This is a genomic window from Spirosoma pulveris, assembly GCF_054781875.1.
The window spans coordinates 616,683-642,807 of the sequence record NZ_BAAGTO010000001.1 but is presented as its reverse complement, the minus strand read 5'-3'; the positions used below and the strand labels follow the sequence as shown (position 1 = coordinate 642,807).

The following is a 26,125-nucleotide window of genomic DNA, read 5'->3' as shown; positions in this document are numbered from 1 at the left end:
GCGAACAAACTGAGTTCCACTAATTTAGAGGGGCAACTATAAAGTTAAATTTTGGGGGTCTTTCCTGGTAAAAAAGTGGTTAGGATCTCAGCACTGCCATTTCGTTAAAGACAGTGGACAGTGGTTGTCTCATCAGACCAATCAATTGGTTCAGCCGTGTAAACATTGCCGAAAATGTTGTTTATTGGGTGCTTTACACAAGACAACCTCAATTGAAAATGCCCTCGAAGTTAAGTCTCCTGTTCGTTCTCGTAAGCACCATTGCCGTTGCCCAAAAGAAAGTTACGCCCAAAGCCAGTCCGTACTTTCCAGCCGCGCATCAGTGGCTCCGCAAAACTCCCGCCGAGATGGGACTGTCGGGTGCCAAAATTCAGGAAGCGATTGCCTTTCATCGGGATAATGAGATAAAAAATCCCCGCAGTATGGAGCAGTCGCACTACCAGTCGTTCGGTAAGGAGCCGTTTGGCTACGCCGTAGGACCGTTTGCCGACCGGGGCGAACCCACCGGGGTCATTGTGTACAAAGGCTACATTGTGGCCGAATGGGGCGAACCCCAGCGTTGCGACATTACGCACAGTGTGACCAAAAGCTTTCTGTCGACCGTAGTTGGTTTGGCCGTCGATAAAGGGCTGATCCATAGCGTGAATGACACCGTTGCGGGCTATGTACCGCCAATCGAATTGTACAATCAACCCGTTACGCGCGTTGCCGACGACTTTGGTAAACCCGAATTGATTACCCCGTTTCAAACACCGCACAACCGCACCATTACCTGGGATCATATGCTGCGCCAAACCAGCGATTGGGAGGGGACACTCTGGGGCAAACCCGACTGGGCCGACCGCCCCGATCCGGATGCCGCCAAATGGCTGAACCGCAAACGTAATCTGCCCGGTGCGGTGTATGAATATAACGACGTTCGGGTAAATGCCCTGGCTTTAGCCGCCACCAGCGTCTGGCGCAGACCCCTCCCGCAGGTGCTGAAGGAAAACGTGATGGACCCAATTGGAGCATCGAACACCTGGCGCTGGGCGGGCTACCGCAATTCATGGATCGTGCTGGACGGGCAAGCCGTGCAATCGGTCAGCGGGGGTGGCCACTGGGGCGGGGGTATGTTCATCAACGCGCTGGATATGGCCCGCTTTGGGCTGCTAACGCTGAATAAAGGCAACTGGAACGGAAGGCAGCTCATTTCGGAGCAGTGGATTAACCAGTCACGTACGCCGACACCGGCTCAGCCTACCTACGGCTACATGAACTACTTCCTAAACACGGATCAGAAACTGTTGCCATCCGCATCAGCCACCAGCTATTACCATCTGGGCAATGGAACGAATATGATTTATGTCGATACGGAGCATGACCTGGTTATGGTGGTTCGCTGGATTGATACAAAAGCGATGGATGGCATCGTGAAACGCGTACTGGATGCCTTCCAGAAGTAGTACCAGCCTATACATTTCATCCCTTTAACACCATGAATCGACCGCTACAAATCGTTGCAACTACGTTTTTTGTCGTAACCTCCCTATCAGGCAAGGCGCAGACAGTACGCGATAAAATGCTGGCGCGGGCCAATGAACTTTCGTTAAAAACGCCTTACAAAGGTCCGCCGGGCGATGCATTGTCGCACCACACCTCGGGTTACGCGAAGATCATGTGTTCGGCCGTGTTCATTACGGGACTGAAGCCCGATTTTGCGGCTGAAAATGTGGGTTATTTCACGAGTCCGTACGAAGAGCGGGCTAAAGTCGGGAAGCCCGTTGTCGATTATACCCGTAAATCGGTGTCAATCACCCTGCCGAATGGCATCACCCGAACGGCCATCTACACCGGTGATCAGGGCTGTGTAACCCTGCCCGAAGGACAAACCTCGTTGGCCTATAAACCGGTAAAAGTACCGCGTCATCTGCCTGACGCGGCCAAAACGCCCTGGCCCATGGGCGATGTGCTGCCAACGGGACCTATGCCCGCGGAAGTTGATATGGCTAAGGTGAAGCAGGCTATCAATGCCGCCTTTGAGCCCGCCGAGGCACAAACGGCGGCATTTGTGGTCACGTACAAAGGCCGGGTCATTGCCGAACGCTATGGCGAAGGCATCACGAAAGATACCCCGCTGGAAAGCTGGTCGATGGGCAAAAGCCTGTCGGCTACTTTGTTGGGTATCCTCATTAACAAGGGTGTGTATACACTCGAACAACCGGCACCCATTCCGCAGTGGCAGGGCCAAGGCGATCCCCGGGCCAAAATCAGAATCATGGACATTATGCACATGTCCAGCGGCTTATACTGCCGGGCACCACAGGACCCCGATTATGACCCTGCCCTTGGCTACCCCGACCATTTGTACCTCTATACCGATGCGGGTAATTCATTCGACTACGCAGCTAATCTGCCCCAGCAATGGTTGCCCAATACAGTAGGGCGCTATCGGAATTCGGACCCTGTGCTGACCAATTACCTAAATCGCCTGGGTATTGAGAAAATGGGTGAGGTATATCATACGTTTCCGCAACGTGCCTTGTTTGACAGGATCGGGGTGCGTACGATGGTCATGGAAACGGACCCCCACGGCAATTTCCTGACCCAGGGCTATGAGTTTGCATCGGGTCGGGACTGGGCCCGGCTGGGTAATCTGTACCTGCAGGATGGCGTCTGGAACGGCGAGCGGATTCTGGCTCCCGGCTTTACCAAATTTGTGAGCACGCTGGCCGAATCCTGGGTTGCCGACGGTCGGCCCATTTACGGCGGTCTGTTCTGGATCAACGGCGATGGTGCCCGGCCCATTCCCAAGGAGGCTTATATGATGTTGGGTGCGGGTGGCCAATCCGTGGCAATTATTCCCTCGCATGAACTGGTTGTAGTTCGGCTGGGGCATTACAAAGGGGCCCAAGCGGGCGGCAAAGCATTAAATAAAGCCTATGCGCTGCTTATGGAAGCGGTACCCGCCACAAAAAAGTAAACGGGTACGTAGCCCGATGAATGTAGCTGAACGCGATCTGTTGGAAGTCAACCAACTTATCAATCTGTTTGATGTAGAAAAGCTGGCTGCGGAGCGAATGACACCCATGGCCTATGAATATGTAGCCAGCGGAGCCGCCGATGAGTTTACGCTTCGCTGGAACCGGCAGGCGCTGGATGCACTGAGGCTCAACACGCGGGTACTCGTGGATGTGAGTCGGATCGACACGCGGGTTTCCCTATTCGGACTCGATCTGGCTTATCCCATCCTCATTGCGCCAACGGCCTATCACAGAACCATGCACCCCGAGGGTGAGCTGGCTACCGCCCGGGGTGCCGGAGCCGCCGAAGCTCTCTATGTGGTCAGCTCATTTACAACCACCCCCCTGGGCGACATTGCCTCGGTGGCAACGCAGCCGCTCTGGTTTCAACTTTACGTGAGCGACGATCGGGAACGGACAAAAGCGTTAGTGCAGGAAGCCGAAGCGCACGGCTGCCGGGCGCTTTGTGTGACGGTCGATACACCCGTTGCGGGCGTTCGAAACCGGCAGCAACGGGTCAACTTCGCCATGCCGGAGGGCATACGAACGCCCCACATGGCCGATGCCTTCGCGCTCACGAAGTCGCTGACCTGGAACGATGTCGACTGGCTGCAATCGTTCGCGAAAATCCCAATTCTGCTCAAGGGAATTCTGCATCCCGACGACGCCGAAATCGCCGTGCAGGCAGGCGTATCCGGCATTGTCGTCTCGAACCATGGTGGACGTAATCTGGATACGGTACCAGCCACCATTGAGGCCCTTCCGCGTATAGCCGAACGGGTAGCTAAACGCGTGCCCATTTTGATGGATGGCGGCATACGCCGGGGCACCGATGTCGTCAAAGCCATTGCCCTGGGTGCCAATGCGGTGTTAGTCGGTAAACCCATCTGTTTTGGCCTGGCCTATGGCGGGGCTGCGGGCGTCGCAAAAGTGCTCACCATTCTCCGGACCGAATTGGAATTGACAATGGCCCTCACCGGCAAAGCCACCCTGGCCGATATTGACCAATCCGTAATCTGGCGGTAGAGAGAGGGAGGGTTTGACAAAAATTACATCAATGTTAATGCAGATTTTGTATTCATTATGCTAATTTTTGTTTATAATTGAAAGTCCAATTATAAGCGAGCGCTAAATGCTAACCAACTGGTAAATAGTGCATTAACATTTAGTGGTTTTGCGTATAATAACATGTTGGGTGAATCGGCCATAAAGTGCTTGTGTGCCGGGTTGTGGGCGACAGGTTGCAGGCCGCAGAGGTCAGGTTTTGGCTTCCATTTCCGGGTTTCGGCTGACAAGTCGAACGCCTTAGTTAGGCAGCATTAGGCTTGCGCTTTCAGGTTGTGGTCGACAGTGTAAACGTCCCGACAAGCAAAGCCTTAGTACAGTAATACAAAACGTAAAGTGCGTATTTTGCATAAAAAGTGCGGCAGCCTGCGAGTTATAGGCAGTAGCTTACCAACAATCATCTAAAAAATATCTAAACAAATTTAAATTATGAGTAAACTCTGCAATTATTCTGCGTTTTACGTAAGTGAGCCATTCCATGAGTCACCTCTTAGTGCTCATGCAACTAAAGATTTTTGTTATTATAACATGCTAAAAGCATGGAAAGGTTTAGATAATTCATTCCCTTTTAACAATTCTCATGATACAACATATAATGTTCGAGATAGTAGTGATTGGGAAACTACTCTTAAACCAAGACTTCGACAAAGACTAAGAAATTCAAGAAATATTATCTTGTTTTTAAGTGACTACACCTCAAATTCAAGGGCTTTAAGAGAAGAAATTGATTATGGAATTAATACACTTAATCTTCCTGTCATTGTAATTTATCCTGACTTGAAAACAAAGGAAGACCTGCTTACATATGATAAAAATAATTTAAACAATATTGTTAAAAATTTATGGAATAAATTGCCAGTTTTTAGAGATTCTAAGTATAAGGTGCCTGTACTACATGTTCCAATGAACAAGGATTTAATACGTAATGCTTTAAATAACTCAGCTTTTAAAGTTGATACTAGTGGCAAGCCTAATGACTATTTTTATAATCACTAATTAGAATGAAAGTTAATTTTTTTGACAAAGGGGTAAGAAATAAGTTTTGGGTATATTTTTCAATAATATCTGGAATATTATCATTTGTATTACTTTTTAATATTATACCTGATGAACACAAAGAATATTTAAAGTATTTCGGCTATTTATCATTTGTTATTTTAATTATAGCATATATAATAATTTGGTATATAGCCAATAAACTTACGGATATTAATATTGATATTGATGGTAGTAATGTAAATGTAAAATGTGGTGATTTATTTGCTGAGGAAGGTCTTAAGGTTATTCCATTTAACGAATATTTTGACACTTTAGTAGACGAGAAAGTAATATCTTCTAAATCGCTTAATGGTATTTTCATTAATAAACATTTTAGTGGGAGAGTCAATGAACTTGACGCCTTCATTACAGAAAATTTAGATGAATTAGATGTAATTAACTCTCAAAAATACAGAAGGTTAGGCGGCAAAAATGTACAATTTAAACTAAGCACAATTATAGTTTATGAAAAATTCATACTAACTGCATTTTCTAAATTTGATGAGCATAATAAAGCAACTTTAACAATGCCTGAATACATTGAATTCTTGATTAATTTTTGGGATAGAGTTAATCGTGTTTATGCTCAGAGGCCTGTTGCTGTTCCTGTCTTCGGTTCTGGAGTAACACGAATAAAAGAACACAAAAATATAAGTGATGAAGATTTATTAAAGATTATGCTTTGGACATTTAAATTAAGTGAAATGAAATTTAAGCACCCTGCTAAACTTACGATAGTAATTCATCAAGATAAAATTGGGCAAATAAATTTATTCAACATAAAATCTATTGAATTAGGTATATAATGACGTTACCTATTGCAGCAGTTTGGCAAAATTGCAGATTTGGTGCTAAATTTAATGGCGGTTCTTCGATTGAACTATTGTGCAAAACCGAACATTCGTGCTTCGATTTCCGCCACTTCGCCAAGCTTCAAAACGTTGAGGGCGCAAACAAGTAAAAAGTACGTCGTCATTGCTTCGTGTAGTCAGCTTGTCTGGCGACAGGTTGCTCGCCCCCGAAGGTAAGCATCTCAGCCCAACGAAGGCGAGGGTGTAAAGGTCGGAAGTACGTGCATTCAGTCAAGTAACTCATCCACCATCAGCCCTCGCGGGTGTTGGGTGATTCGGCCAGGTAAGTGGCGTGGGCGGGTTTCGTGCGACAGATTAACATGCTGATAGTGAGATTTTTTATTAGTTTGCCGCGTACCTGTTGATAAGTAAAAGTCTGGTGGACAGCACGTCTGCCAATGCGTTCCTGCCGACAGAGGAGCTTACCGACAATAAGCAAAGTACCAATGATAAACATTGAATTCCCATTACCATGAGCAGACCCTTTATAGTTAAATCCTTTTCTGAGTTCAGTAACGAAGAACTCGAGCAGCAAGTGCGTTCTGGAATAACTCTACAGCGAGTACTCAAAGGCATCCTAATCGCGTTGTCTTTAGTGTTTTTCCTCCACGCTTTTAAGGGGGATTTGTTCACTAGTGACCTAGAAACTACTAACCGAATTTTACTTTATTGCGGTTTAGGCTTAGTTTGTTTTGGTAGTTTAACTATAGGTATCTCTGAGTCGTCGCTTCGTATAAATGCAGAATTAGCTGTAAGAAAAGAGGCTGCATTACGAGCATCGTAATCGGGTCTGTGGTGGGGTGTTACTTCTGACAGGAATCACTTGGAGTGCGACGGGGCACCCAATTCAAACAAGGTGAAAAGGTCAGCTGCACGTATCGTGCGTTTTGTCAAGTTGCTTACAAAACCATCAGAACTCATGGTCGTTTGGTGGCGGGTCCAAAAAGGGCGTTCAAGGCGGGTGCCGGTTGACACGGGAAACGGTCCAGTGAGCGAAATGATAAGATGATGAATCACTATCCGGCGCACTTTAAAAGACTGTTTAGCCTCGTTGCTTTACTTTCTTTGATTTATGCCAGCGTCGAGATTTTTTTAGCGAAAGACCTTTGTGACATCAAGAACTTACTTCATTTTTTACCATTTATTGCCGTATCTCTGTATTATACGTTCGGCTAATTTTATTCTCCTATTGATTTCGATGATAATTTCTACTACAGAAAAAACCGGGAAGACAAAATACCACTTTCATCAATTAAATCAATCAAACTAACATGGCTGACAAACCAGCACCATGTTCGCTATTAAGAGATAACATACTTAGCTGACGAGCTAAAGTCCGTGAGGGTTCTACCCTCCACCTTAGAGGGTAGTTTCGCCAGATTTATCGAAGCCGTCAAAGAAGCAAACCCATCTGTTGACACTGACATTTTTAAATTATAGTTTGGCTTCTTGCCCGGAGTATTTTGGAAGCCTAACAAAAGCTAAAATCACAAGGCAAGTTTCAGGCGATAGGCAGCGCATCCTGTACGACAGTTTGCAGGCAAAATAAATGAGTGTGTAAACCCAGCAACTACCTTTCTTGGTTTTAGTTACTTACTCATTCATCAGCCCTCTTGGTCATTGGCTGGCCTACCAAAGTCGTAGCTTTTAGTACAAGCTTCTGGGCGCAAAAAGTAAATGCTCCTGGTAGATAGATTGCTATTATTTTAACGGTTAAATCTTATACAGACAATACGGGTTTTTTTTTGTTGACTGTAGCGTTGCGATCTAAAGGCACGGATTATTTAGTAACGAAAGAAGGAAGACAAAAGATTATCGGCACATCTGATTTTAAAGGGCATACATTAAGGTTCGACAATTAGATTAATAAATATCAGCCAACGGAAAAGTTACAAGTTGGATTAATCAGTTCAGTCGTAACCACAGGTGTTGTGTATTTTGCCGATATATCGCTACTTGTAGCGTAGTTAGTTAGGCGGGCGTCCTAAAAAGTAAATTGTGATTAATGGACTACACAATAACTTGGCAATGTGTATACTAAACTGTAAGTCTTTCAGGTACGTTTTATGCTCGTCGCTATTATGTCTTGCTTTAACTATACAGGCACAGAAGCAACGTATTCTGGTTGACACTGACTTAGGCGTTGAGTTAGTGAACGCCCTTAACGTTCAAAACTCACCTGAGTTTCTTAAGGACTCGACAGCAGACCCTTATATGTACCGCATAACTCGTCTGATGCGGATTAGCTACAATTATTTTGCACCATTCCGGCAACATGAGGCTGTAAAACGTACCCTTTGGATGACTGATAAGTTAGGAACGGGGGTTTATTTACTTCCGCTTTTTTACACAGGATTCCCCAACCCACGCCGACATTCACCCATATCACCGGAAATCTTACAAGCTGTTCATGCTAATGCGGATTCAGCCCAATACCTGGTTGAAGATTATATTCAACTGGTCAGTCAGTTCTACAAGGATGCCAAGTTTGGTGCTTTTCAACGACAGTATCATGCTGTCTATGCAATGGCGTTAGCGCAGGTAAAGCAGAATCTGCCTTCCCCTGATTTCATTCCGCAGATGGAATCTTATTACGGGGCCAGAAAAGCAGCCTATCGTATTGTTATAAATCCTTTTTTCAAAGCCGAGTGGGGAATGGCCTGGTAAGTGCTTACACCCAATGGGGCAATTGCTAACCAAATTGCAGCCCCCTTAAAAGAACAGTTGTTACAGAATGGATTGGTAATTGATACTGGTTTCGATGATCCCGATGCGATCAGAAATTTATCTGTACACGAGTTTGGTCATACTTTTGTCAATCCGCTTACGGCCCTGCCCACCTTTGCGTCGAGTATTGCAGCCTACAAGCACTTATTTCGACCTATTTCGGGACAAGCTCAATATAGTGATTGGGAGACTTCATTTAACGAACATCTGGTTCGGGCTGGCGAGATACGAATCGCACAAAAGCTTAAAAGACCCGATGTCATGGAGAAACTCCGCACAGCCTATGCTAACTGGATGTATCTTCCTTTTTTTACAGCCCAATTACAGCGTTATGAGTCGAACCGAAAAAAGTATCCAACATTGGCGGTGTTTCTACCTGATTTGATCGCGGCTTTATCATCAATACCAGAGTGAGCAATCAGTTGGCAGCATTGTCAGTATATCGTGTTTCGCTCTGCGTGGGTACGTCGTGGGCGACAAGACAACTAAAGTGAATAAGAATGGAAACCAGAAGTAGTACATCTGACGGGTCCGACATTTTGAGCAACGGACCCTTTTATCACGGAACGAAAGCGGATTTGAAGATTGGGGATCTGCTCACAGCAGGGTTCAGGTCAAATTATAATCCCGAAATCATAATGAATCATATTTATTTCACTGCCCTGGTTAATGGGGCGGGGCTTGCCGCAGCCCTAGCCAAAGGTGATGGAAATGAACGCGTTTACATTGTTGAGCCGACAGGAAGTTTTGAGAATGACCCCAATGTTACAGATAAAAAATTTCCAGGCAATCCAACCCGCTCGTACCGAAGTCTGGCACCGTTGAAAATCGTTGGCGAAGTCACCGATTGGGTGAGACTAACACCGGACGAACTACAGACGTGGCGCGAAAACATAGCAAGAATTAATGCGGATCCAACAGCAGAAATTATAAACTAAGGGTTCTGTAGTTCGTTTGGCGTGGGCAGGTTGCCGGGCTACAGGCAGCGGGCTGAAGGGTTAATTCAACAGGTCGCGGAAGCAAGCCAACTGCCCTGACAAGGCAGCGTTTAGGTTTATTTAGCAGCTTTGGGGCGAAAAGTGATTTCGGGGACATGGATTCAGGACAAATCATGAGCGTCTAACTCGTTGACGTTATTTTCAGTGACTTTTCCGGCAAACTCTTTCGTTCTTAATGTGGTAATTTTGGACGTTACTATCCAATTCCCCGGCGGCATCCGAAGTGCTAATATCAGATAGGGTTAAAATCAGCAAAAAATGAAAATTTGTGTTTACTGCGCTTCAAGTGCAAAGGTTGATCGCATCTATTTTGATGCAACCGAAAAATTAGCAATCGAACTTGTCAAGGCTTCTATTGACGTTGTGTATGGGGGCGGGGCCGTTGGGTTAATGGGTAAGCTTGCGGATACGGTTATAGCGAATGGAGGGAGGATTAAGGGTATTATGCCCAAATTCATGAATGACGTCGAATGGGCGCATAAGCAAGTGGTTGATTTTGAGTTTACCGATACCATGCACGAACGGAAAGCTAAATTTTTACAAGACATTGACGGACTGGTAACGTTGCCCGGTGGAAGTGGAACACTCGAAGAACTCCTGGAAGCAATTACACTCAAGCGGCTCGGGCAGTTTACGAAACCGATCATTATTCTAAACACCAACGGATTTTATGACCCATTACGGACAATGCTTGAGAAGTGTGTTAGTGAAAATTTCATGCACGAGAAGCACCTGGACATGTGGTCGTTTGTTGACCATCCGGAAGAGGTGATCGAAAGCCTCGTCAATGCACCCGTTTGGGATGAGAAGGCAATAACCTTTGCTACGAATAAGTAAGTTTGTTTTCACTTACCATGACGTAGTCGCCCGAAAACCGTTTTAAGCGTTGCATGTAGTGAGAAAACAGTACGTTCCGTCTCGCCGTAATGTTGCTACTGTCAATCGAATTACTGTTAGTTCACTATAACGGTAAGAACTTGCTGGACCTGATCGGGAACTGCCGGAGCCAGATGAGGCACACACCGAGCCATAAACCAACTGAAAAAATTAGCAACCATTCACCAATATGGGGTAGGTAACTGCCTGCCTGTTGACACATTGATTCAGCGACCAGGGCACTTTCTGTCAGTAAAAAAAATAGTGTGATCAGGCGTATTGCCAAGACAGAACGGTGAATGTACCCTTGTTGGATTGCCCAGGCCAATAGAAAAAACGTGATGACGCCAATGAACACCAGATGCAGGTAGGCAATAACCAGATTGCGTTGCGTATACGCCAATAGGGTAGCCCAGGGTAGCACCGACAGGAGTTGTAGCAACAGCTTCAGGCCAAAACTCAGAAAAGCCAGTCTGGCAAGCGCATGCGTCTGCGGTTCAAGATGCTGGGTTAAGGTAACTCGTCTTTGCCAGAGCCACCACAGAAACCACCCTCCGGCACTCGCCTGGAGCAGGGCCGCCACACTCCCTGCCAGCCACACCCAAACGGGAGGCTCGGCCCATAAGGCCGATAACACCAGGGTCCCGAAAGCCGACAGCGATAGCGCCCTGACGAAACGGTTACCATTCCTGGCGGAGGGCATCAGTTGCCAACTTTCAAGCCAACGGAACAGCAAGGCCAGACAGCCAAATACGAACCAGCCATTGTAGAGAAAGTGCAGGTAGAAATAGATGGACAACGGGTACCAGATCGTTTCCTGCATGTGTCGGACTTTGAGGATGCCAACCGCGTAGGGGCCAAGGGTCGATAAAACCAAAAAGTACAGCCCCCACCGAACGAGCGAAGCCGACAGACGTTTATTGGAACGCAGATCGCGCCAAAGACAATATGCCATGTAATAGGCAATAAAAACATGTAAAGTTGATGCTGCAATCGACCCGATGGCATAGCCCTGAATGGGAAAAAATACGAGCATACCCAGGATAGATACCTGAAACCCTAACCAGATTTTTCGATAGCTGGCTATCCGTTCTGCTGACCCGAAACTGGAAGCCAATGCCAGAAACAGGGCATTGAATGTCCAGCCCAGCAATACCACATGGGAGTGGGCGTGGAGTAAAAATGGATAGCTCAGACTGGCCACCGGGTAGACCAGCAGGTACCGGATCAACACGCCTATGCCGCCAGCCACGACCCACCAGCCCAACGCTGTTTTCCAGGCATTGGCTGGCGAGGGTGTGGGGTGGTAGTGTATCATGAATGATCCGCCGAAGGTAGAATGGGTAATCGTTTTAAGGATACAGCTTTAGTTTTCAAGGGCTATGGCCTTCGGAAACAGGATGTTATTCTCCAGATGAATGTGCTGCATCAAATCGGCTTCGAGCTCGGCAAGTTTGGCCAGCATCAGGCGGTGGGAGTTGCAGGCATCGACCGGGGGGGTGTAATCATTGGTAAACTCCCTAAGCTGGAATAGCAGCGACCCGGCATACTCGTGTTCGTGCTCCATACAGTCGACGGGGGCCTTGATGGATAAAGGTCGTACCGGCACGGACGCATCGGGGTTTCGTCTGAAAGCTGCCAGCTCTTTTATAATCGGGAAAAGCGCGACTTCCTCTTTCTGTAAGTGCGACAGCAAATCGGCTTTCAAGGCCAGATAGGCGTGCTCAACCAGATGAAGTGTCGGGTATCGGTCGCCGTGTTTGGCTGTTACTTTCAGGACAAGTTCTTCAATGAACGGCAGATTCGTGTAGAGGTACCCATGATGCACATTTAAAACATAATCGGCCAGAAAACCCAGTTCCCATTCATCAAATTGCTCGGCAGACCGACGTTCGTCGGTCGGGAGCTTATGTAATGCATCTAAAACCTCCTTTAGGGGTACGTCGGCCCGCACGCAGGCCTCAAACAGCGTACGTTTTCCATTGCAGCAGAAGTCAATGCCCAATCGTTTAAATACTTCGGCCGTACGAATGTCGGCTGCCACGATTTCACCTACCGTTCGGGCAGGCGTTTCAAAATCAAAATCCATTTTCATGGTATCATCTATTTACAGATAGTGTACGCGGGGGTGGACCGCTTTTTTAGATATAAAGATAATAGGGTCTTTTATTCTGGATATTGACAAAGAAAAGCCGGCTGACTGATTTTTATCAGGATTCGGGCCGGTGGGGCCGGCCTAATTTTGCGGATGACTATGAAATCATTTTCGTTTATCCCGGTTCTGTTTCCAGTTGCCATGCTCTCACTGGTGCTCGCTGTGCTGACGGGGTTGGTGCGGCTGGGCTGGGCGATACCTCTGTCTGAAACGGCCGGACAGCACGGGGCGCTTATGGTTGGCTCATTTTTAGGAACCGTGATACTACTCGAACGGGCCGTCGTGTTCAAAAATCGCTGGGCGTTAATAGCACCCGCGCTGAACGGATTAAGTCTCCCCGCCTTTTTGTCGGGATGGCCTGTTGTCGGAATCTGGCTGTTGATTGTGGGTAGTTTGGGCATGGCGCTAATGACCTATCTGTTTCTGGTTCGCTTCCGGCATAGTTATTATTACCTGCTGTTTGGTGGCAGTGTCTGTCTGGTTATCGGCCATGTACTGGTACTCAAAACCGGCTTTTATGCACTGGCTGCCCCCTGGTGGATCGCTTTTCTGCTCCTGACAATTGTTGCCGAACGCCTTGAACTAAGCCGTTTTTTACCCCTCAAACCGTGGCAGCGGCTACTCTTATGGGGAGCCATCGGGCTCGTGATAATTGGTGTGTTAAAACCCTTTCACGGGGTTGGGCAGGGAATAATGGGCATAGGCATGATCGGCGTAGCCGCCTGGCTGATGCAGTTCGATATGGCTGTAAAGTCCCTTAGAAAAGCAGGTCAGTCGCGCTACAGCGGAACGATGTTACTGCTTGGGTATGGCTGGCTGCTGCTCAGCGGGTTGTTATTTGCGCTGCCGACGGCGTTTCCTTTTGCCTATGATGCCAGCTTACATTCGTTTTTTGCGGGCTTCGTTTTCTCCATGATTTTTGCGCATGCGCCTATCATCCTGCCCGGTATTCTGGGCAGACAAGGCGTCTTTTTCCACCCGATTCTGTACGTGGGTGGTATCGGGCAACTGCTTGGTCTGCTGATGCGTATGCTGGGCGACTGGCAGGGCGATGGTGTTTATCGAATGGCTGGCGGGCTTGTACAGGCCATTGCAATAGGAATCTTCCTGATCTGTATGCTGGCTGTTGTCTTAAAGACCCGAACAAAGAGTGCTGTCGGTAGGGAAGGAATCAGGGTGATAGAGACGATCGTGCCCGTTTGCCTCCTGGTATTGAATTGAAGCCGGGTATGTGGCCGGTTGGCTTACTTCTCGGGGTAGTAAATAGTTTCTCGGGTTTCAAAGTAAAATAGACCCCTGATATACTTTACTGCCTACTGATCATTGCTTACTTAAAATGCCTTTACGTTCTAGAGATTGGTTTGGCCGCACCGGAAAAGACGGCTTTATATATCGTGCCTGGATGAAGAACCAGGGCTTCCCGCATCATGAGTTTGAGGGAAAGCCCGTTATCGGCATTTGTAATACCTGGTCGGAGTTGACCCCCTGCAACGCCCATTTTCGCGAACTGGCCGAAGCCATCAAGCGGGGTGTTTGGGAAGCGGGCGGTTTCCCGCTGGAGTTCCCGGTGATGTCGCTGGGCGAATGTCAGATTAAACCCACGGCCATGCTGTTCCGTAATTTGGCCAGTATGGACGTGGAGGAGAGCATTCGGGGTAATTCCATCGACGGGGTCATTCTGATGTGCGGCTGCGACAAAACCACGCCGTCACTGGTGATGGGCGCGTGTAGTGTCGATATTCCAACAATGGTGGTGTCGGGTGGGCCGATGCTGGCCGGCCGTTTTCAGGGCCGGAAGATCGGGACAAGCGATCTCTGGCGTTTTGCCGAATCGTTCAAGATGGGCGAGATGAGCCAGTCCGAGTTTGTAGCCGCCGAAGCAAGCATGGCCCGCAGTCAGGGCCATTGCGCCGTGATGGGAACGGCCAGCACCATGGCCGCTATGGTCGAATCGCTGGGGTTGTCGTTGCCGGATAATGCCACCATTCCTGCCGCCGATTCACGTCGGAAAGTGCTGGCGCACATGACGGGTGTCCGGATGGTTGAGTTGGTGAAGGAAGGCACCCGGCCATCGCAGCTATTAACCCGGCAGGCGTTCGAGAATGCCATTATGGTCAATGCGGCACTGGGTGGGTCAACGAACTTCATTCTGCACCTGACGGCCATTGCCGGACGGGTTGGCGTCGATCTGTCGCTGGACGATTTTGACACCTTATCGGCGAAAATTCCGTTGCTGGCCAATCTGCAACCTTCCGGTGAGCACTTCGTCGAAGATCTGTTTTATGCCGGTGGCTTGCCCGCCATCATCCGCGAGTTGCGGGACGTACTGAATAACGATGCCCTGACTGTGAACGGAAAGTCAATTGGCGAAAACTGTGCCGACGCAAAATGTTACGATCCGACCGTTATTGCCTCGGTCGATCAGCCGTTCAAGCCGGAGTCGGGCGTTGCCGTTTTACGGGGCAACCTTTGTCTGAATGGCGCCGTGATAAAGCCTTCAGCAGCCACACCCGCCCTGATGCAGCATACTGGCCGGGCCGTTGTGTTTGAAGATATCGACGATTACAAAGCCCGCATCGATGATCCGGATCTGGATGTGGACCCTACCTGTGTGCTGGTTCTAAAAAATGTGGGTCCGAGGGGGTATCCCGGCATGCCCGAAGTCGGCAATATGCAACTGCCCGCAAAGATTCTGGCGCAGGGTGTTCATGACATGGTTCGTATTTCGGATGGGCGCATGAGTGGCACCGGCTTTGGCACCGTTGTGCTGCACGTTTCGCCGGAGTCGGCTGTGGGGGGGAATCTGGCGCTGGTGCAAAACGGCGACCTCATCACCCTCGATGTTGAGAATCGGAGTTTACACCTGCATGTATCGGATCAGGAACTGGCGGGTCGGCTGGTGCATTTCAAACCAGCTGATCTAGGGTACGATCGGGGATACGTAAACTTGTATATCCGTCATGTAACCCAGGCCCACCAGGGCGCTGATTTTGATTTTTTGCGCGGTGCTTCGGGCAGCGAAGTAAAGCGGGATTCGCATTAGATTGGCTTCCCTGCTAAAAAAGGCCATATCATACCAAAAAGCAGGTAACTTTCTGGCCAATCAGGCTGGTCGAAGACCAATCCTATTTTATGATCGATTTTAGTAAACAGACGGTACTCATTACCGGGGCCGGGCAAGGCATTGGGTTCGCCATTGCGCGGGCGCTGGTTCAGCAGGGGGCTAATGTGGTGCTCAATGATTTTGACGAAACGCTCGCCCAGGCAGCCCTCTCAGCCATTCAGCGCGAACAAAAAGCGGGCAAAACCGGCCAGTGTATTGCTTGCCCCGGCGATGCGTCCGACGTTGAGTTCATCCGGCACATGGTCGAGACGACGGTTCGTACGTTCGGGTCGCTGGACATCGCCATTGCCAACGCGGGTATCACTATTTTTGGTGATATCTTCACCACAACACCCGAAGCGTTTCAGAAAATAGTGGATCTTAATTTGCGGGGCAGCTTTTTTTTGGCGCAGCTTTCTGCCAACCAAATGCGGGAGCAGGGGCGAGGGGGAAGTGTGTTGTTCATGTCGTCGGTAGTGGGGCATCAGGCGCATCCGGGTCTGCCGGTCTACAGTATGACCAAAGCGGGTTTGGAGATGCTGGCCAAGCAACTGGTCATTGACTTTTCGCCCCTGGGCATCACCGTCAACGCCATTGCGCCGGGCGCTACCCTCACCGAACGGACGCTTGATGATCCGACTTACATCCCGATCTGGTCCCGCATTACACCAATGGGCCGCCCCGCTACGGTAGATGACATAACCAATGCCGCCTTATTTCTGGTATCGCCCGCATCCCGACACATCACGGGCCAAAGTCTGGTGGTCGATGGAGGCTGGACAAGTATCAGCCCCCCGCCGGTTTAATGTTGAATGAGTGATAGAATGAGTGAATACCTAACGCAAGTTTTATTCTCTCATTCTATCACCCACTCCACCAATTACTTCCTTCCCAGCGTAATCAGCACCACGCCAACCAGGGCGATGGCGGCACCGAGAAACGACTGGCTGGAGAAAATCTCTCCTGCGAACGTTGTGCCGAGTAACATCGCGACTACGGGGTTGACAAACGCGTAGGTCGACAGGAGTTGCGGGCTAGCATTGCGGGCCAGCCAGGAGTATGAGGAGAAGCCGATGATACTGCCAAAAATAACCAGATAGATCATGGAATAGATGGCTTTGGGGGGGGCGTGAAAAATACTGAGCAGGCTGACCGGCTCCAGCGCTAAACTGACCGGTAACAGGATAAGTCCACCCAATATCATTTGAATACCGCTCGAAATGGTAGCCGACGGTAGCGATAAACGGGGTGTCAGCAGCGTGCCGACAGCCCACGAAAAGTTACCGAGAGCTACCAGGCCAAAGCCAATCAACTTGGCGTCGATTCCGCTGGTTGTCTGCATTTTATCAGGTTTTACCAGCAGAAAAATACCGATCAGTCCAATGGCAAGGCCCGCGAGGGCCAGATTACTCGGACGTTTGCGGCCAAACGATACCCAGTTGAGTGAAAGAAGAAAAACCGGCAATAAACCACCCAGTAAAGCCGCCATACTACTCGGAATATACTGTATACCTAACGACAGGCAGCCGTTTGCGACACTGAGCAGCAGGACGCCAATAATGGCGGATGATTTCCATTGGGCAAGGGTAGGGCGGGGGGTGCCCGTCAAGCGTGCATAGCCATAGAGAATCGTGCCTGCTACCAGATAACGCGCTGAAATCATGTACAGCGGAGGCATCCGTTCAGTCATAAAGTGAATGAACATATAGGTTGACCCCCATAAAATATACACCGAGATTAAGTTTGCCCAGAGAGTGACGCGGTTTGGGTTAGTAGAGACGGGAGACGTGACGGCTTGCATGCGAACAGAGACTGATAATGTTTCGTAACACCAACAGGCTCATTTTCTATCCGTTAGATGATCAATTTTTAATGCTATCTGGAATAGATTATAAAAAATCATGTCAAAGTTGTAACTGAAGCTAGTAAGTAACCTGCGTCTTGTTGGCTTCCAATTGCCTGATTTGGCTGGCGTATGGACTGCTCATGGCTTCGGTTCCAAAAAGTGGATTACTGCCCAGATACACTTTTTTCAGGTTTCTGAGCAGGATAAGTGCCGTTGGAAATTCCCGTAAATTGTTGTTATTAAAGTCTACTTCTTCCAGCGCAGACAGCGAGCCAATGGCTGGTGGTGCCACATTGAACCAGTTATATCCCAGATCAAGCACCCGCAGCTTGTTAAGCTTTTTAAAATCGTCGGGAAGCTGACTGATGCGATTGTGATGGGCAAAAAGCACCTGTAACCGGCGCAGCCGAGCCAGCGAAGCGGGTAACTCATGTAACTCATTATGGGCAATGGCTAATTGCTCCAGACGTTTCATCCGGCCGAGTCGATCCGGCAAGCGGGTAAGTTTATTGTAATATAAGTCCAGCACCTTAACCCGTTTCAGTTGACCAATGGACTTTGGCAAGGCAGTCAGCCCAGCGTTGTAGAGGTTCAGATCGGTTAAACGGCGCATTCGACGTAGCGTTTTGACGTTCAAATCAGCCAATCTGTTATTTCCCATCCAAAGACTCTCAAGTCGGCGATTCTGCCGGACAGATTCAGGGATTCGCGTCAGTTTGTTGCCTTGCAGATTCAGTGAAACCAAGTGTTTGTTGCGCGTGATGAATACGCTATCATTCGGAATCGAATTGTACAATACACTCAGACGTTTCAGGTTTGGGATATCGGCGGTAAGGCGGGCGGGTAATTCGTGCAGGTTGTTTTTAGATAAATCCAGCTCTTCCAGTTTTGGGAATCGGTACACAATGTCTGGAATACTCGTCAGATTTAATTGGTTAAATGCCAGCATGGTTACCGTGTCGGGCCGAGTGGTTTTCTCGGCGGCTTCCAACGTGCTAATGATGCCGGTTCCCCGTCGAACGGTGCGTTTGGGATTTACATTACCCAGCATTGTCATGCCACCCCACCGAAAACCGGCCGGGGTTTTTATGGGGAACGGGTGCTGCCCATACCACTCCGCCACAAGCTGGAGGAGTTGAAATTCCTGTTGATCGGTTAAGTCCGAACCGGAGAAATCACAAAACACCCGGTCGTAACTTCCATCAGGTCGAATGAATTCCTGCGTTTGAATGAGGATGCCCGGCTTGGGCAGTCGTTTTTTATTCCGTTCGATGAAGCTGAAAAAGCGCTGTTGGCCGGCATGCATCGAGTCCATGAACATCTTTCCATGACACTCAAAAACACTTTTCTCGCCAACTTTAGAAGGAAAGGCAGGTGGATATTTCTTATTCAATTCCGCTACCGAAAGGTGTAAGCGCGTGGTGTCGCGGAGCAAAACAATTCGGTCCTGCGCCAAACAGGATAACGTAATCAACCCAAAAAGAACGAAGAAAAGGCCGGTTTTCATAATCAAACTTATTTTTTAGGTAAATAACGATAAATATAGTTAAATAGCCTAAAAGTGAATCAGGATTTCGCAATCTTACTCTTCAGATGCTTAATTTATCATTTTTTTGGGCGGAAAAGACTACCATCCATTAGCTAAATCAGGAAATTCTGGATTGGCTCTACGAGGTTCTGAATGAAGTTTTTAAGTTCGCTACAGTCTTGTACAACGAAGCGGTAAAGGTCTAAGAAGAGTGGTGCCATCTATAGAGCTTACTGATTTATTGAATAAACTTTTCCAGAGCATTAGTTTAATCTACCATTTGTTAAAATAGAATGGCTTGGCCTATGACTTTCAAGTAATTTCATAGGCATAATAGACATTTAGGATCTTTTTCCGAAACAGGATAATGGAAACTTCAGGAAGGATTAGCCGAAGTGGTTCGTTTAGTGAGCTGAATTTAGAACCTGCCAATAAAAGTCAAAGCTCTGGAGTTGGACAGGCAAGCTTTGAGTCAGTGAATCCACAACAAAGAAGCATTGTTAAGCAGCAACGCAGACTTCGATATGATAAAATAAGTTTTTTTAATGAAGTTACTGCTCAACAGGCGCACCACCCTAACTATACAAATCATGAGGGAAAGGCTATAAGTCCTGACGACTGGCTTTTCGATACCAAAAATAAATACGATTTTTTTAAACAGTTTACTGAAAACAGGGACAACTTGGCGTTTAAAGCAAAGCTAAAAATAGTTATTAGCGGTTGGAACTGTTCAGGAAGTATTATCGACTCCTTAATTGAGTTGTTTAAAGAATACTACGATGAGTCAGATGAATTAAGTGAAAATGATAAAAAAATTATAGAAAATCTGGCCGTTTTGAAGAGCAATATAGCGTTGCGGGTGAGGGACTTGTCTACTCAATGCCTGACTAAACTCAAGATAAAAAATAAAACAGGCAAAAATATTAATATAGATCTGGCCCTTGACTGGGGTGATATCTTAAAACAGACAAGATTTTTAATGAAAGGCCAACTAGTAAATGATGTATGTAATCCCCAAACTTTAGACAAGGAGACCTCTATAAAAATCGTTAATCAGGCTATTGATCTGATGGCTATGGATAAAATTATTGAAGAGAAGCACAGTAAAACCGCTGTTAGCTTACAGGAATTATATAGTTATGGCTATCTAAAGAGAAATCCTCACAAAGTTGGGGAGTTAGAGTTTAAAATGACTGGAAATAATAAGTTTAAATTATTTAACACTAGTCCCACTTTTACTAAAAAAGACGCGGGTGGCAAACTAGTTGAGGTAACACCTGAATTTAATTTTAGCAAAGGCCACATTCGTCATATTATACTTTTAGAGTGGAAGGCCGTCTCTGAACTATTAGGTTTAGCAAAAGCATATGAGTAGAAATAAATATCGTTTTATTAATTCAGGATAAGTGGTTCCAAGCCTTGGCCTCTTATCCTGAATTAATAAAAACGGTAATCAGTTTTTCGATCCGCTACCGACCGACGAAGCCGGCTGCTTGTCGGCGACTTTTTTTGCGGCTTTCTCAAAGTCGCCCGCTTTTACCATCGTAAGTTTTGAATAGTCGAGGTATTTCTTAAGCGCGGCATTGATCTGCTCAGGCGTCAGGGCTTCGAGTTTCTTGTCGAAATTGGCGTCGAATGCAAACGTGCGGCCTTCTGATTTGGTCAGATACTGGGCCCATTTGCTGGCAATCGACCCGTCTTGCGAACGTTCCAACTGCTTCTCCTGAAGCATGGCCGATTTAGCCGCCCGCACTTCGTCGGCGGTTACGCCGTCTTTCACGAGCTTCTGGACCTCTTCCCGGAAGGCATTATCAAATTTCTCACCGTTTTCGGGATTGTAAATAGCGTACGAACCGAAGTTGCCAACACGGTCGTTGTCGTCGGCATAAACATAGGAACCAACGCCGTAACTTAACCCATCTTTCACTCGTATACGCGTAGCCAGCCGCGAGTTGAGCATGCCTTCTCCCAGAATGTAATTGGCCATGGCCATAGCCGGATATTCGGGGTCATCGTCGCGGAGGGCAAACTGTAAACCTCCTGCAAAAACGGCGCTTGTTTTATCATTGGTCTGAATTGTCTGCGTCTGCGGTTTCAGGTCGGCAAAGAGCGTCTGTGGGATACGTGTAAAGGGTTTGGACGCTTTCCAGTTCCCCAGGTCGTCCTTAATCAGCTTGCGCACGGCGACTTCGTCAAACGAACCCACTACAGATACCGTTGCGTTGTTGGCTCCGTAAAAGTTTTTGTAGAAAGCGGTTAAATCGGCCAGCGTCAATTTATTGATGGCGTCGATTTCCTCGTCGAACGTCATGGTATAGAATGGATGCCCTTTAGGATATGGCTCGGTCAATCGACTCAGGGTTTTCCAGGCAATGGCTTGTGGTTCCTGTTTCTGTGATTCAATTTGCGCCAGCGCTTCCTGTTTCACTTTGTCCAGTTCGGCCTGTGGGAAGGTTGGGTTTTTCAGGAAGTCCGTGACAATCTTCATCACAGCAGGCAGTTTGTCTTTTTCAGCCTCGATCTGGACAATGGCCGACTGGCCGGAACCATACACATAAGCGCGGGCATTTAGTTTGTCCAGCTCATCTTTAATCTGTTGATAGGAGCGGGTTTTGGTGCCCCGTTGCAACATCTGGGCAGTGAAACGAGCCGCCAGGCTTTGGTTCATCAGGCTTTTTTCATCGCCGTAGCGTAGGCGTATCTGCATGTTCACCGAATTGCCGCGTGTGCTTTTGGGCAGCAACGCATATTTAAGTCCGTTGGCTTCTGTTCCGCGTTTGGTGCGTGCGTCGATGTTGGCCGGGGTTACGTCAAATGCTTCGCCCGATGAAACGGCGGCTTCTCCTTTATAATCTTTTACCAGTGCCGCTACGTTAGGCGCTTCGGGCACGTCGGCGCGGTCGGGTTTCTGTTCGGGGATAAATACGCCCACGGTACGATTCGAGGGCTTGAAGTAGGCGGCAGCCACCCGTTGGACGTCGGCAGGCTTTACCTTGCGGAGGGCATCCCGGTAGAGGAAAACCAGCCGCCAGTCGCCCGTTGCGATCCATTCGCTCAGTTGCAGACCCAGGCGGTCGGTGTTCTTGAAGAGCAGGTCGATGTCCTTCAGTAATTTAGTTTTTGCCCGGTCTACTTCTTCCGCCGTTGGTGCCTGTTTGCTTACCTCATCGAGCGTGGCCAGCATGACAGTCCGGGCCGAGTCGAGTGACTGATCTTTTCGAAGTTCGGCGTAGAAATAAGCGAAGCCGGGATCGTGCAGGGCGGGTGTCCAGCCGTATTGAAAGGCTGCTTTCTTCTTCTCGATCAGTGCTTTATAAAGTCGGCCGGATGGCTCGTTGGTGAGTACGTCCATCAGCACGTCCATCACCGCATAATCGGGATGCGAGCCGGATGGGGTATGGTAAGCAGCTGCTACACCCTGGGTGTCGCCCACGCGCCGGAGCGTCGTCTGGCGTTCGCCGTCCTGAGTAGGTTCAACAGTATACGGTTTGACCAACTGGCGGGCTGGCCGGGCAATAGAACCGAAGTATTGGCTCACCAGATCGAGGGTTTTCGCTTCATCGAACTTGCCTGCTACCAGCAAGACGGCATTGTCTGGCTGGTAATACTTCTGGTAAAAAGCTTTGAGACTTTCGATGGGTACCCGTTCAATATCTTCTTTCGAGCCGATGGTTGATTTACCGTAGTTGTGCCAGAGGTAAGCCGACGACAGTACCCGTTTCTCAAGCGTCCACTGGGGCGAGTTTTCACCAATCTCAAACTCATTACGAACGACGGTGAATTCAGTTTCAAGGTCTTTTTTGTCGATAAAACTATTCACCATCCGATCCGATTCAAGGTCGAGTGCCCACTTCAGGTTCTCGTCGGTGGCCGAAAAGGTTTCGAAGTAATTCGTCCGGTCGTACCAGGTTGTACCGTTGGGCCAGGTGCCGTGTTCGGTCAGTTCCTGCATAATGTTTTTGTGCTTGGGCGAACCCTTAAAGACCATATGCTCCAGCAAGTGGGCCATACCGGTTTCACCCAGGCCCTCATGCCGTGAGCCGACCAGATAAGTAACGTTGACCGTGATGGTCGGCTTGGAGGGGTCCGGAAAAAGCAGCACCCGCAGCCCATTCTTTAGCTGATATTCGGTAATGCCTTCGACCGATGCTGTTTTTGTGATGCCTTCGGGAAGTTTCGCCGACGTCGTCTGCGCATGTGTGAGGGATGGTCTGCCCAGAAGAAGCGTAATGGTAAGCAGTTTCAGGCAGCACCGCAACGACGGAAATCCACCTGTTCGGGTTTGATTGTAGTTCATACGGATAGAATAAAAAGGGTGAGGAATTTTATCCGTATAATTACATATAAAGCCCTGATAAACAAGAAATTTTAGAGTTTTTAACAGTTCAATTAATGGCTTGCCTGTTTTTATATGTACAAACTAACTTTCAAGCCAGTGTTTAAACGCTCCAGCTTTTTGTTTACTCACCAACAACTCAAGCGATTCGTTTGGCGACTTCAGGATGACCAGAAGTTTGCTGTTATCCTGAGGCCGGTAACCCTCAATGGCGTTCAGGTGTACGAGACACTGGCGGTTGGCACGAAAGAAGCAGGCAGGATCAACTACTTCTTCCAGTTCATCAAGTGTTTTATAATCGGTTATTAGTTTTTTGCCTTCGGTTGTACAGAGATAGATCAGTTCGTTCCGGAGGAAATAAGCGATATGTTCCTGAGGAACCGTAACAATTTGCCGGAGATAATGCCCCGAGAACCGACGTTTGTAAGGCGGTGCTGTAGCCGGAGAAGCCATGTGGGCCAGGAAATGCCTGAACTGCTCACTAAAGTCTGCCGTCCCGTTGGCCGCACACCGATGGTATTTAGCCAATGCCTGTTGAAGTTCATCGGGGTCGATCGGTTTGAGCAGGTAGTCAATGCTGTTCAGTTTGAAAGCTCGTATGGCATATTCGTCATAAGCCGTCGTGAAAATGACCGGCGCCTTTAAATTGATCTGGGCAAAGGCTTCGAAACTCACTCCATCCGACAATTGAATATCGGCAACGACAAGATCCGGGCTTCGTCCGCTGGTGAAGTAATCACAAATGCCATGCACGCTGGAAATTGGCCCGTCAATGACGGCGTCCGGCTCGAGTTGATTCACCAGTTTGTGCAGTTGTCGGGCAATCAGGGGCTCGTCTTCGATCAGCAGAATAGTCATGAGGTGTGAGGGTTTGCGGGAATGCTGATTAAAAGAACTACTTGTCAACATCAAGCAACGGGAGCCGAACCTGGAACGAAGCATCCGTTTCGACGATCTCTACCTGTTTCTGACTTAAGAATGTGTACAACAGTTTCAGGTTTTCCAGTCCCTGGCGATTCGATGTCTCGACCTGCCGTTTCCGCTGAATTGGGTTTGTTACGGATAGGTAGCCACCCTGCGTACTCAGGGTAATGGTGAGCGGTCGCGCTTCGCTGATGACATTGTGTTTAATGGCGTTCTCGATCAAAATCTGGAGGGTAACCGGCACGATCAGTTGTTCCATAGCACCGGCATTTACCTCGCACCTGACAATGAACGCACCGTCGAAACGGGTGTGCAGGAGTGAAATGTAGTTTTTAATAAAAGCCAACTCCGTTTCGAGGGGTACCAGCGCCTTTTCTTTATGCTGTAGTACGTACCGGAATACCTTCGAAAGCTGTTGCAGAAACTGACGGGCAAGCACCGGGTTATCATCAATCAGACTGTCCAGCGACGAAAGGCTGTTGAACAGAAAGTGAGGACTAACCTGATTTTTCAGACTGTCTAATTGCACTTGTACCTTTTCTTTTTCAAGCTGGGCCGTGCGGAGTGCGTTTTCCTGCCAGCGTCGGAGTAAATGGCTGGCAATAAACCCCAGACAAATGATGGTGTTCACCAGAAAAATCATCATCCCGATAATGATGAAGCCAAATTTATTCAGCAGCGTCAACGCAGGGGGAAAGAACCGAAGCGCAACAAAGTAACCGGAAAGAACGGCAACGGATTTCACAATGGTCCAGCCGCCTAAAAGCTGGACAATGATGCGCCTGCGGACATTTTTCTCAAACGGCATGCGACGGTTCAACCATTCGTTGAATTGATAATGGAAGATCCAGACCAGATTCAACATGATGAACGACATTATAAAAAGGAAGGCCTGAACCTGCCAGGTAATGTCCGGCACAATCCACTGGCGAGCAACCAGTCCGCCCATGGCTATCCAGAGCAGCAGGAACTCGACGTATTTATTAAACTTTATTTTCATGATTGCCAACAATTAGCCCGTCCGACATTTCGATGGTTCGGTTCGTGCCGGCTGCAAAATCCGGGTCGTGCGTAACCGCAATAATAGTCTGCCCTTTACTGGCAAGATCACGAAAAATGTCGAATACATTCTCGGTATTGGCTTTGTCCAGATTGCCGGTCGGTTCATCGCCCATAATAATGGTGGGGTCGTTGATGAGCGCACGGGCGATGGCTACCCGTTGCTGTTGCCCACCCGACAATTTGCTGGCCGGTTTGCGGGCGTAGGCATCCATACCGATCAACCGAAGCTTAGCCATGGCCCGTTCTTCGATTTCCTTCTCCGGGTATTTACCCAGCTTCAGGCCGGGAAGCATCACGTTCTGGAGGGCTGAAAACTCGGGAAGAAGAAAGTGAAACTGAAACACAAAGCCCAGGTGCTCATTACGGAAGTGCGCCAGAAAGTCCTGACTGCGCCCTGTTAAGTTGATACCCGCCATTTCAATTTGTCCTTCATACTCCGTATCCATAGTAGACAGCAGGTAAAGCAGCGTGGATTTTCCGCAGCCGGATTTTCCGACAATCGACAGAAATTCACCTTTCTGAACAGCGAAGGAAATATCCGTCAGCACCCGAAATTTCTCCGGATCGTAGAAGTATTTATTGAGGTTTCTGGCCGAAAGAACGATGCTCATAAA

The 26,125-nt window shown here is 48.3% G+C and carries 20 protein-coding genes and 1 pseudogene; 12 read left to right on the top strand and 9 right to left on the bottom strand.

The genetic code is table 11. From position 1 onward, the window contains the following. Positions 1-218: 218 nt before the first annotated feature. The 5 genes from ACYVJM_RS02615 (at position 219) to ACYVJM_RS02595 (ending at position 5,911) form a co-directional block, all read left to right on the top strand. Positions 219-1,445, top strand: a complete 1,227-nt coding sequence (locus ACYVJM_RS02615) for a serine hydrolase domain-containing protein (RefSeq protein WP_461146644.1) — start codon at positions 219-221, stop codon at positions 1,443-1,445. Between the two features lie 32 nt (positions 1,446-1,477). After that, complete coding sequence (locus ACYVJM_RS02610; RefSeq protein ID WP_461146643.1) at positions 1,478-2,962, top strand: serine hydrolase domain-containing protein; 1,485 nt, start codon at positions 1,478-1,480, stop codon at positions 2,960-2,962. 16 nt (positions 2,963-2,978) lie between these two features. After that, positions 2,979-4,028 carry an alpha-hydroxy acid oxidase gene (locus tag ACYVJM_RS02605; RefSeq protein WP_461146642.1) on the top strand — a complete coding sequence of 350 codons (1,050 nt, stop codon included), beginning with the start codon at positions 2,979-2,981 and terminating at the stop codon, positions 4,026-4,028. A 468-nt stretch (positions 4,029-4,496) separates the two neighbouring features. Continuing rightward, on the top strand, positions 4,497-5,063 hold the full coding sequence (locus ACYVJM_RS02600) for a TIR domain-containing protein (protein ID WP_461146641.1): 567 nt from the start codon (positions 4,497-4,499) through the stop codon (positions 5,061-5,063). Between the two features lie 5 nt (positions 5,064-5,068). Next, positions 5,069-5,911 carry a macro domain-containing protein gene (locus tag ACYVJM_RS02595; protein ID WP_461146640.1) on the top strand — a complete coding sequence of 281 codons (843 nt, stop codon included), beginning with the start codon at positions 5,069-5,071 and terminating at the stop codon, positions 5,909-5,911. Between the two features lie 295 nt (positions 5,912-6,206). Here the strand turns inward: ACYVJM_RS02595 and ACYVJM_RS02590 are convergent, their stop codons facing one another. Then, positions 6,207-6,413, bottom strand: coding sequence for a hypothetical protein (locus ACYVJM_RS02590; protein WP_461146639.1), 207 nt, complete (start codon positions 6,411-6,413; stop codon positions 6,207-6,209). A 1,571-nt stretch (positions 6,414-7,984) separates the two neighbouring features. Between ACYVJM_RS02590 and ACYVJM_RS02585 the strand changes: the two are divergent. The 3 genes and pseudogenes from ACYVJM_RS02585 (at position 7,985) to ACYVJM_RS02575 (ending at position 10,518) form a co-directional block, all read left to right on the top strand. Next, positions 7,985-9,097: pseudogene (locus ACYVJM_RS02585) on the top strand (DUF4932 domain-containing protein). 86 nt (positions 9,098-9,183) lie between these two features. Beyond that, on the top strand, positions 9,184-9,621 hold the full coding sequence (gene arr, locus ACYVJM_RS02580) for an NAD(+)--rifampin ADP-ribosyltransferase (protein WP_461146638.1): 438 nt from the start codon (positions 9,184-9,186) through the stop codon (positions 9,619-9,621). A 318-nt stretch (positions 9,622-9,939) separates the two neighbouring features. Then, entirely contained in the window at positions 9,940-10,518 is a 579-nt protein-coding gene (locus ACYVJM_RS02575; RefSeq protein ID WP_461146637.1) for an LOG family protein, read from the top strand. A 124-nt stretch (positions 10,519-10,642) separates the two neighbouring features. Here ACYVJM_RS02575 and ACYVJM_RS02570 read toward each other — a convergent pair whose 3' ends face one another. After that, positions 10,643-11,875 (bottom strand): hypothetical protein, encoded by a 1,233-nt coding sequence (locus tag ACYVJM_RS02570; RefSeq protein ID WP_461146636.1) that lies wholly within the window; start codon positions 11,873-11,875, stop codon positions 10,643-10,645. 48 nt (positions 11,876-11,923) lie between these two features. Then, positions 11,924-12,652: an iron-sulfur cluster repair di-iron protein gene (gene ric, locus ACYVJM_RS02565; protein ID WP_461146635.1), complete on the bottom strand. Its 729-nt coding sequence runs from the start codon at positions 12,650-12,652 to the stop codon at positions 11,924-11,926. A 159-nt stretch (positions 12,653-12,811) separates the two neighbouring features. On the opposite strand from ric, the gene ACYVJM_RS02560 reads away from it, so the two are divergent. From ACYVJM_RS02560 to ACYVJM_RS02550, 3 genes are all read left to right on the top strand, one after another. Next, complete coding sequence (locus ACYVJM_RS02560) at positions 12,812-13,933, top strand: hypothetical protein (protein WP_461146634.1); 1,122 nt, start codon at positions 12,812-12,814, stop codon at positions 13,931-13,933. Positions 13,934-14,048: 115 nt separating this feature from the next. Further along, positions 14,049-15,755, top strand: coding sequence for an IlvD/Edd family dehydratase (locus tag ACYVJM_RS02555; RefSeq protein ID WP_461146633.1), 1,707 nt, complete (start codon positions 14,049-14,051; stop codon positions 15,753-15,755). Positions 15,756-15,844: 89 nt separating this feature from the next. After that, positions 15,845-16,621: an SDR family NAD(P)-dependent oxidoreductase gene (locus ACYVJM_RS02550; RefSeq protein ID WP_461146632.1), complete on the top strand. Its 777-nt coding sequence runs from the start codon at positions 15,845-15,847 to the stop codon at positions 16,619-16,621. 74 nt (positions 16,622-16,695) lie between these two features. Here the strand turns inward: ACYVJM_RS02550 and ACYVJM_RS02545 are convergent, their stop codons facing one another. Both ACYVJM_RS02545 and ACYVJM_RS02540 read right to left on the bottom strand, forming a co-directional pair. Then, the gene (locus ACYVJM_RS02545; protein ID WP_461146631.1) at positions 16,696-17,616 is read right to left on the bottom strand and encodes an EamA family transporter; all 921 of its coding nucleotides are present in this window, start codon (positions 17,614-17,616) and stop codon (positions 16,696-16,698) included. Between the two features lie 121 nt (positions 17,617-17,737). Next, positions 17,738-19,168: a leucine-rich repeat domain-containing protein gene (locus ACYVJM_RS02540; RefSeq protein WP_461146630.1), complete on the bottom strand. Its 1,431-nt coding sequence runs from the start codon at positions 19,166-19,168 to the stop codon at positions 17,738-17,740. Positions 19,169-19,556: 388 nt separating this feature from the next. Between ACYVJM_RS02540 and ACYVJM_RS02535 the strand changes: the two genes are divergently transcribed. Next, positions 19,557-20,564, top strand: a complete 1,008-nt coding sequence (locus ACYVJM_RS02535; RefSeq protein ID WP_461146629.1) for a hypothetical protein — start codon at positions 19,557-19,559, stop codon at positions 20,562-20,564. Positions 20,565-20,642: 78 nt separating this feature from the next. Here ACYVJM_RS02535 and ACYVJM_RS02530 read toward each other — a convergent pair whose 3' ends face one another. From ACYVJM_RS02530 to ACYVJM_RS02515, 4 genes are all read right to left on the bottom strand, one after another. Next, positions 20,643-23,486: a M16 family metallopeptidase gene (locus ACYVJM_RS02530; RefSeq protein ID WP_461146628.1), complete on the bottom strand. Its 2,844-nt coding sequence runs from the start codon at positions 23,484-23,486 to the stop codon at positions 20,643-20,645. A 123-nt stretch (positions 23,487-23,609) separates the two neighbouring features. Continuing rightward, entirely contained in the window at positions 23,610-24,383 is a 774-nt protein-coding gene (locus tag ACYVJM_RS02525) for a LytR/AlgR family response regulator transcription factor (protein ID WP_461146627.1), read from the bottom strand. 37 nt (positions 24,384-24,420) lie between these two features. After that, positions 24,421-25,449 (bottom strand): sensor histidine kinase, encoded by a 1,029-nt coding sequence (locus ACYVJM_RS02520; protein WP_461146626.1) that lies wholly within the window; start codon positions 25,447-25,449, stop codon positions 24,421-24,423. Further along, a complete protein-coding gene (locus ACYVJM_RS02515) occupies positions 25,433-26,122 on the bottom strand; it encodes an ABC transporter ATP-binding protein (RefSeq protein WP_461146625.1) in 690 nt (229 codons plus the stop codon). The genes ACYVJM_RS02520 and ACYVJM_RS02515 overlap by 17 nt, the downstream gene beginning before the upstream one ends. Between the last annotated feature and the right edge of the window lie 3 nt (positions 26,123-26,125).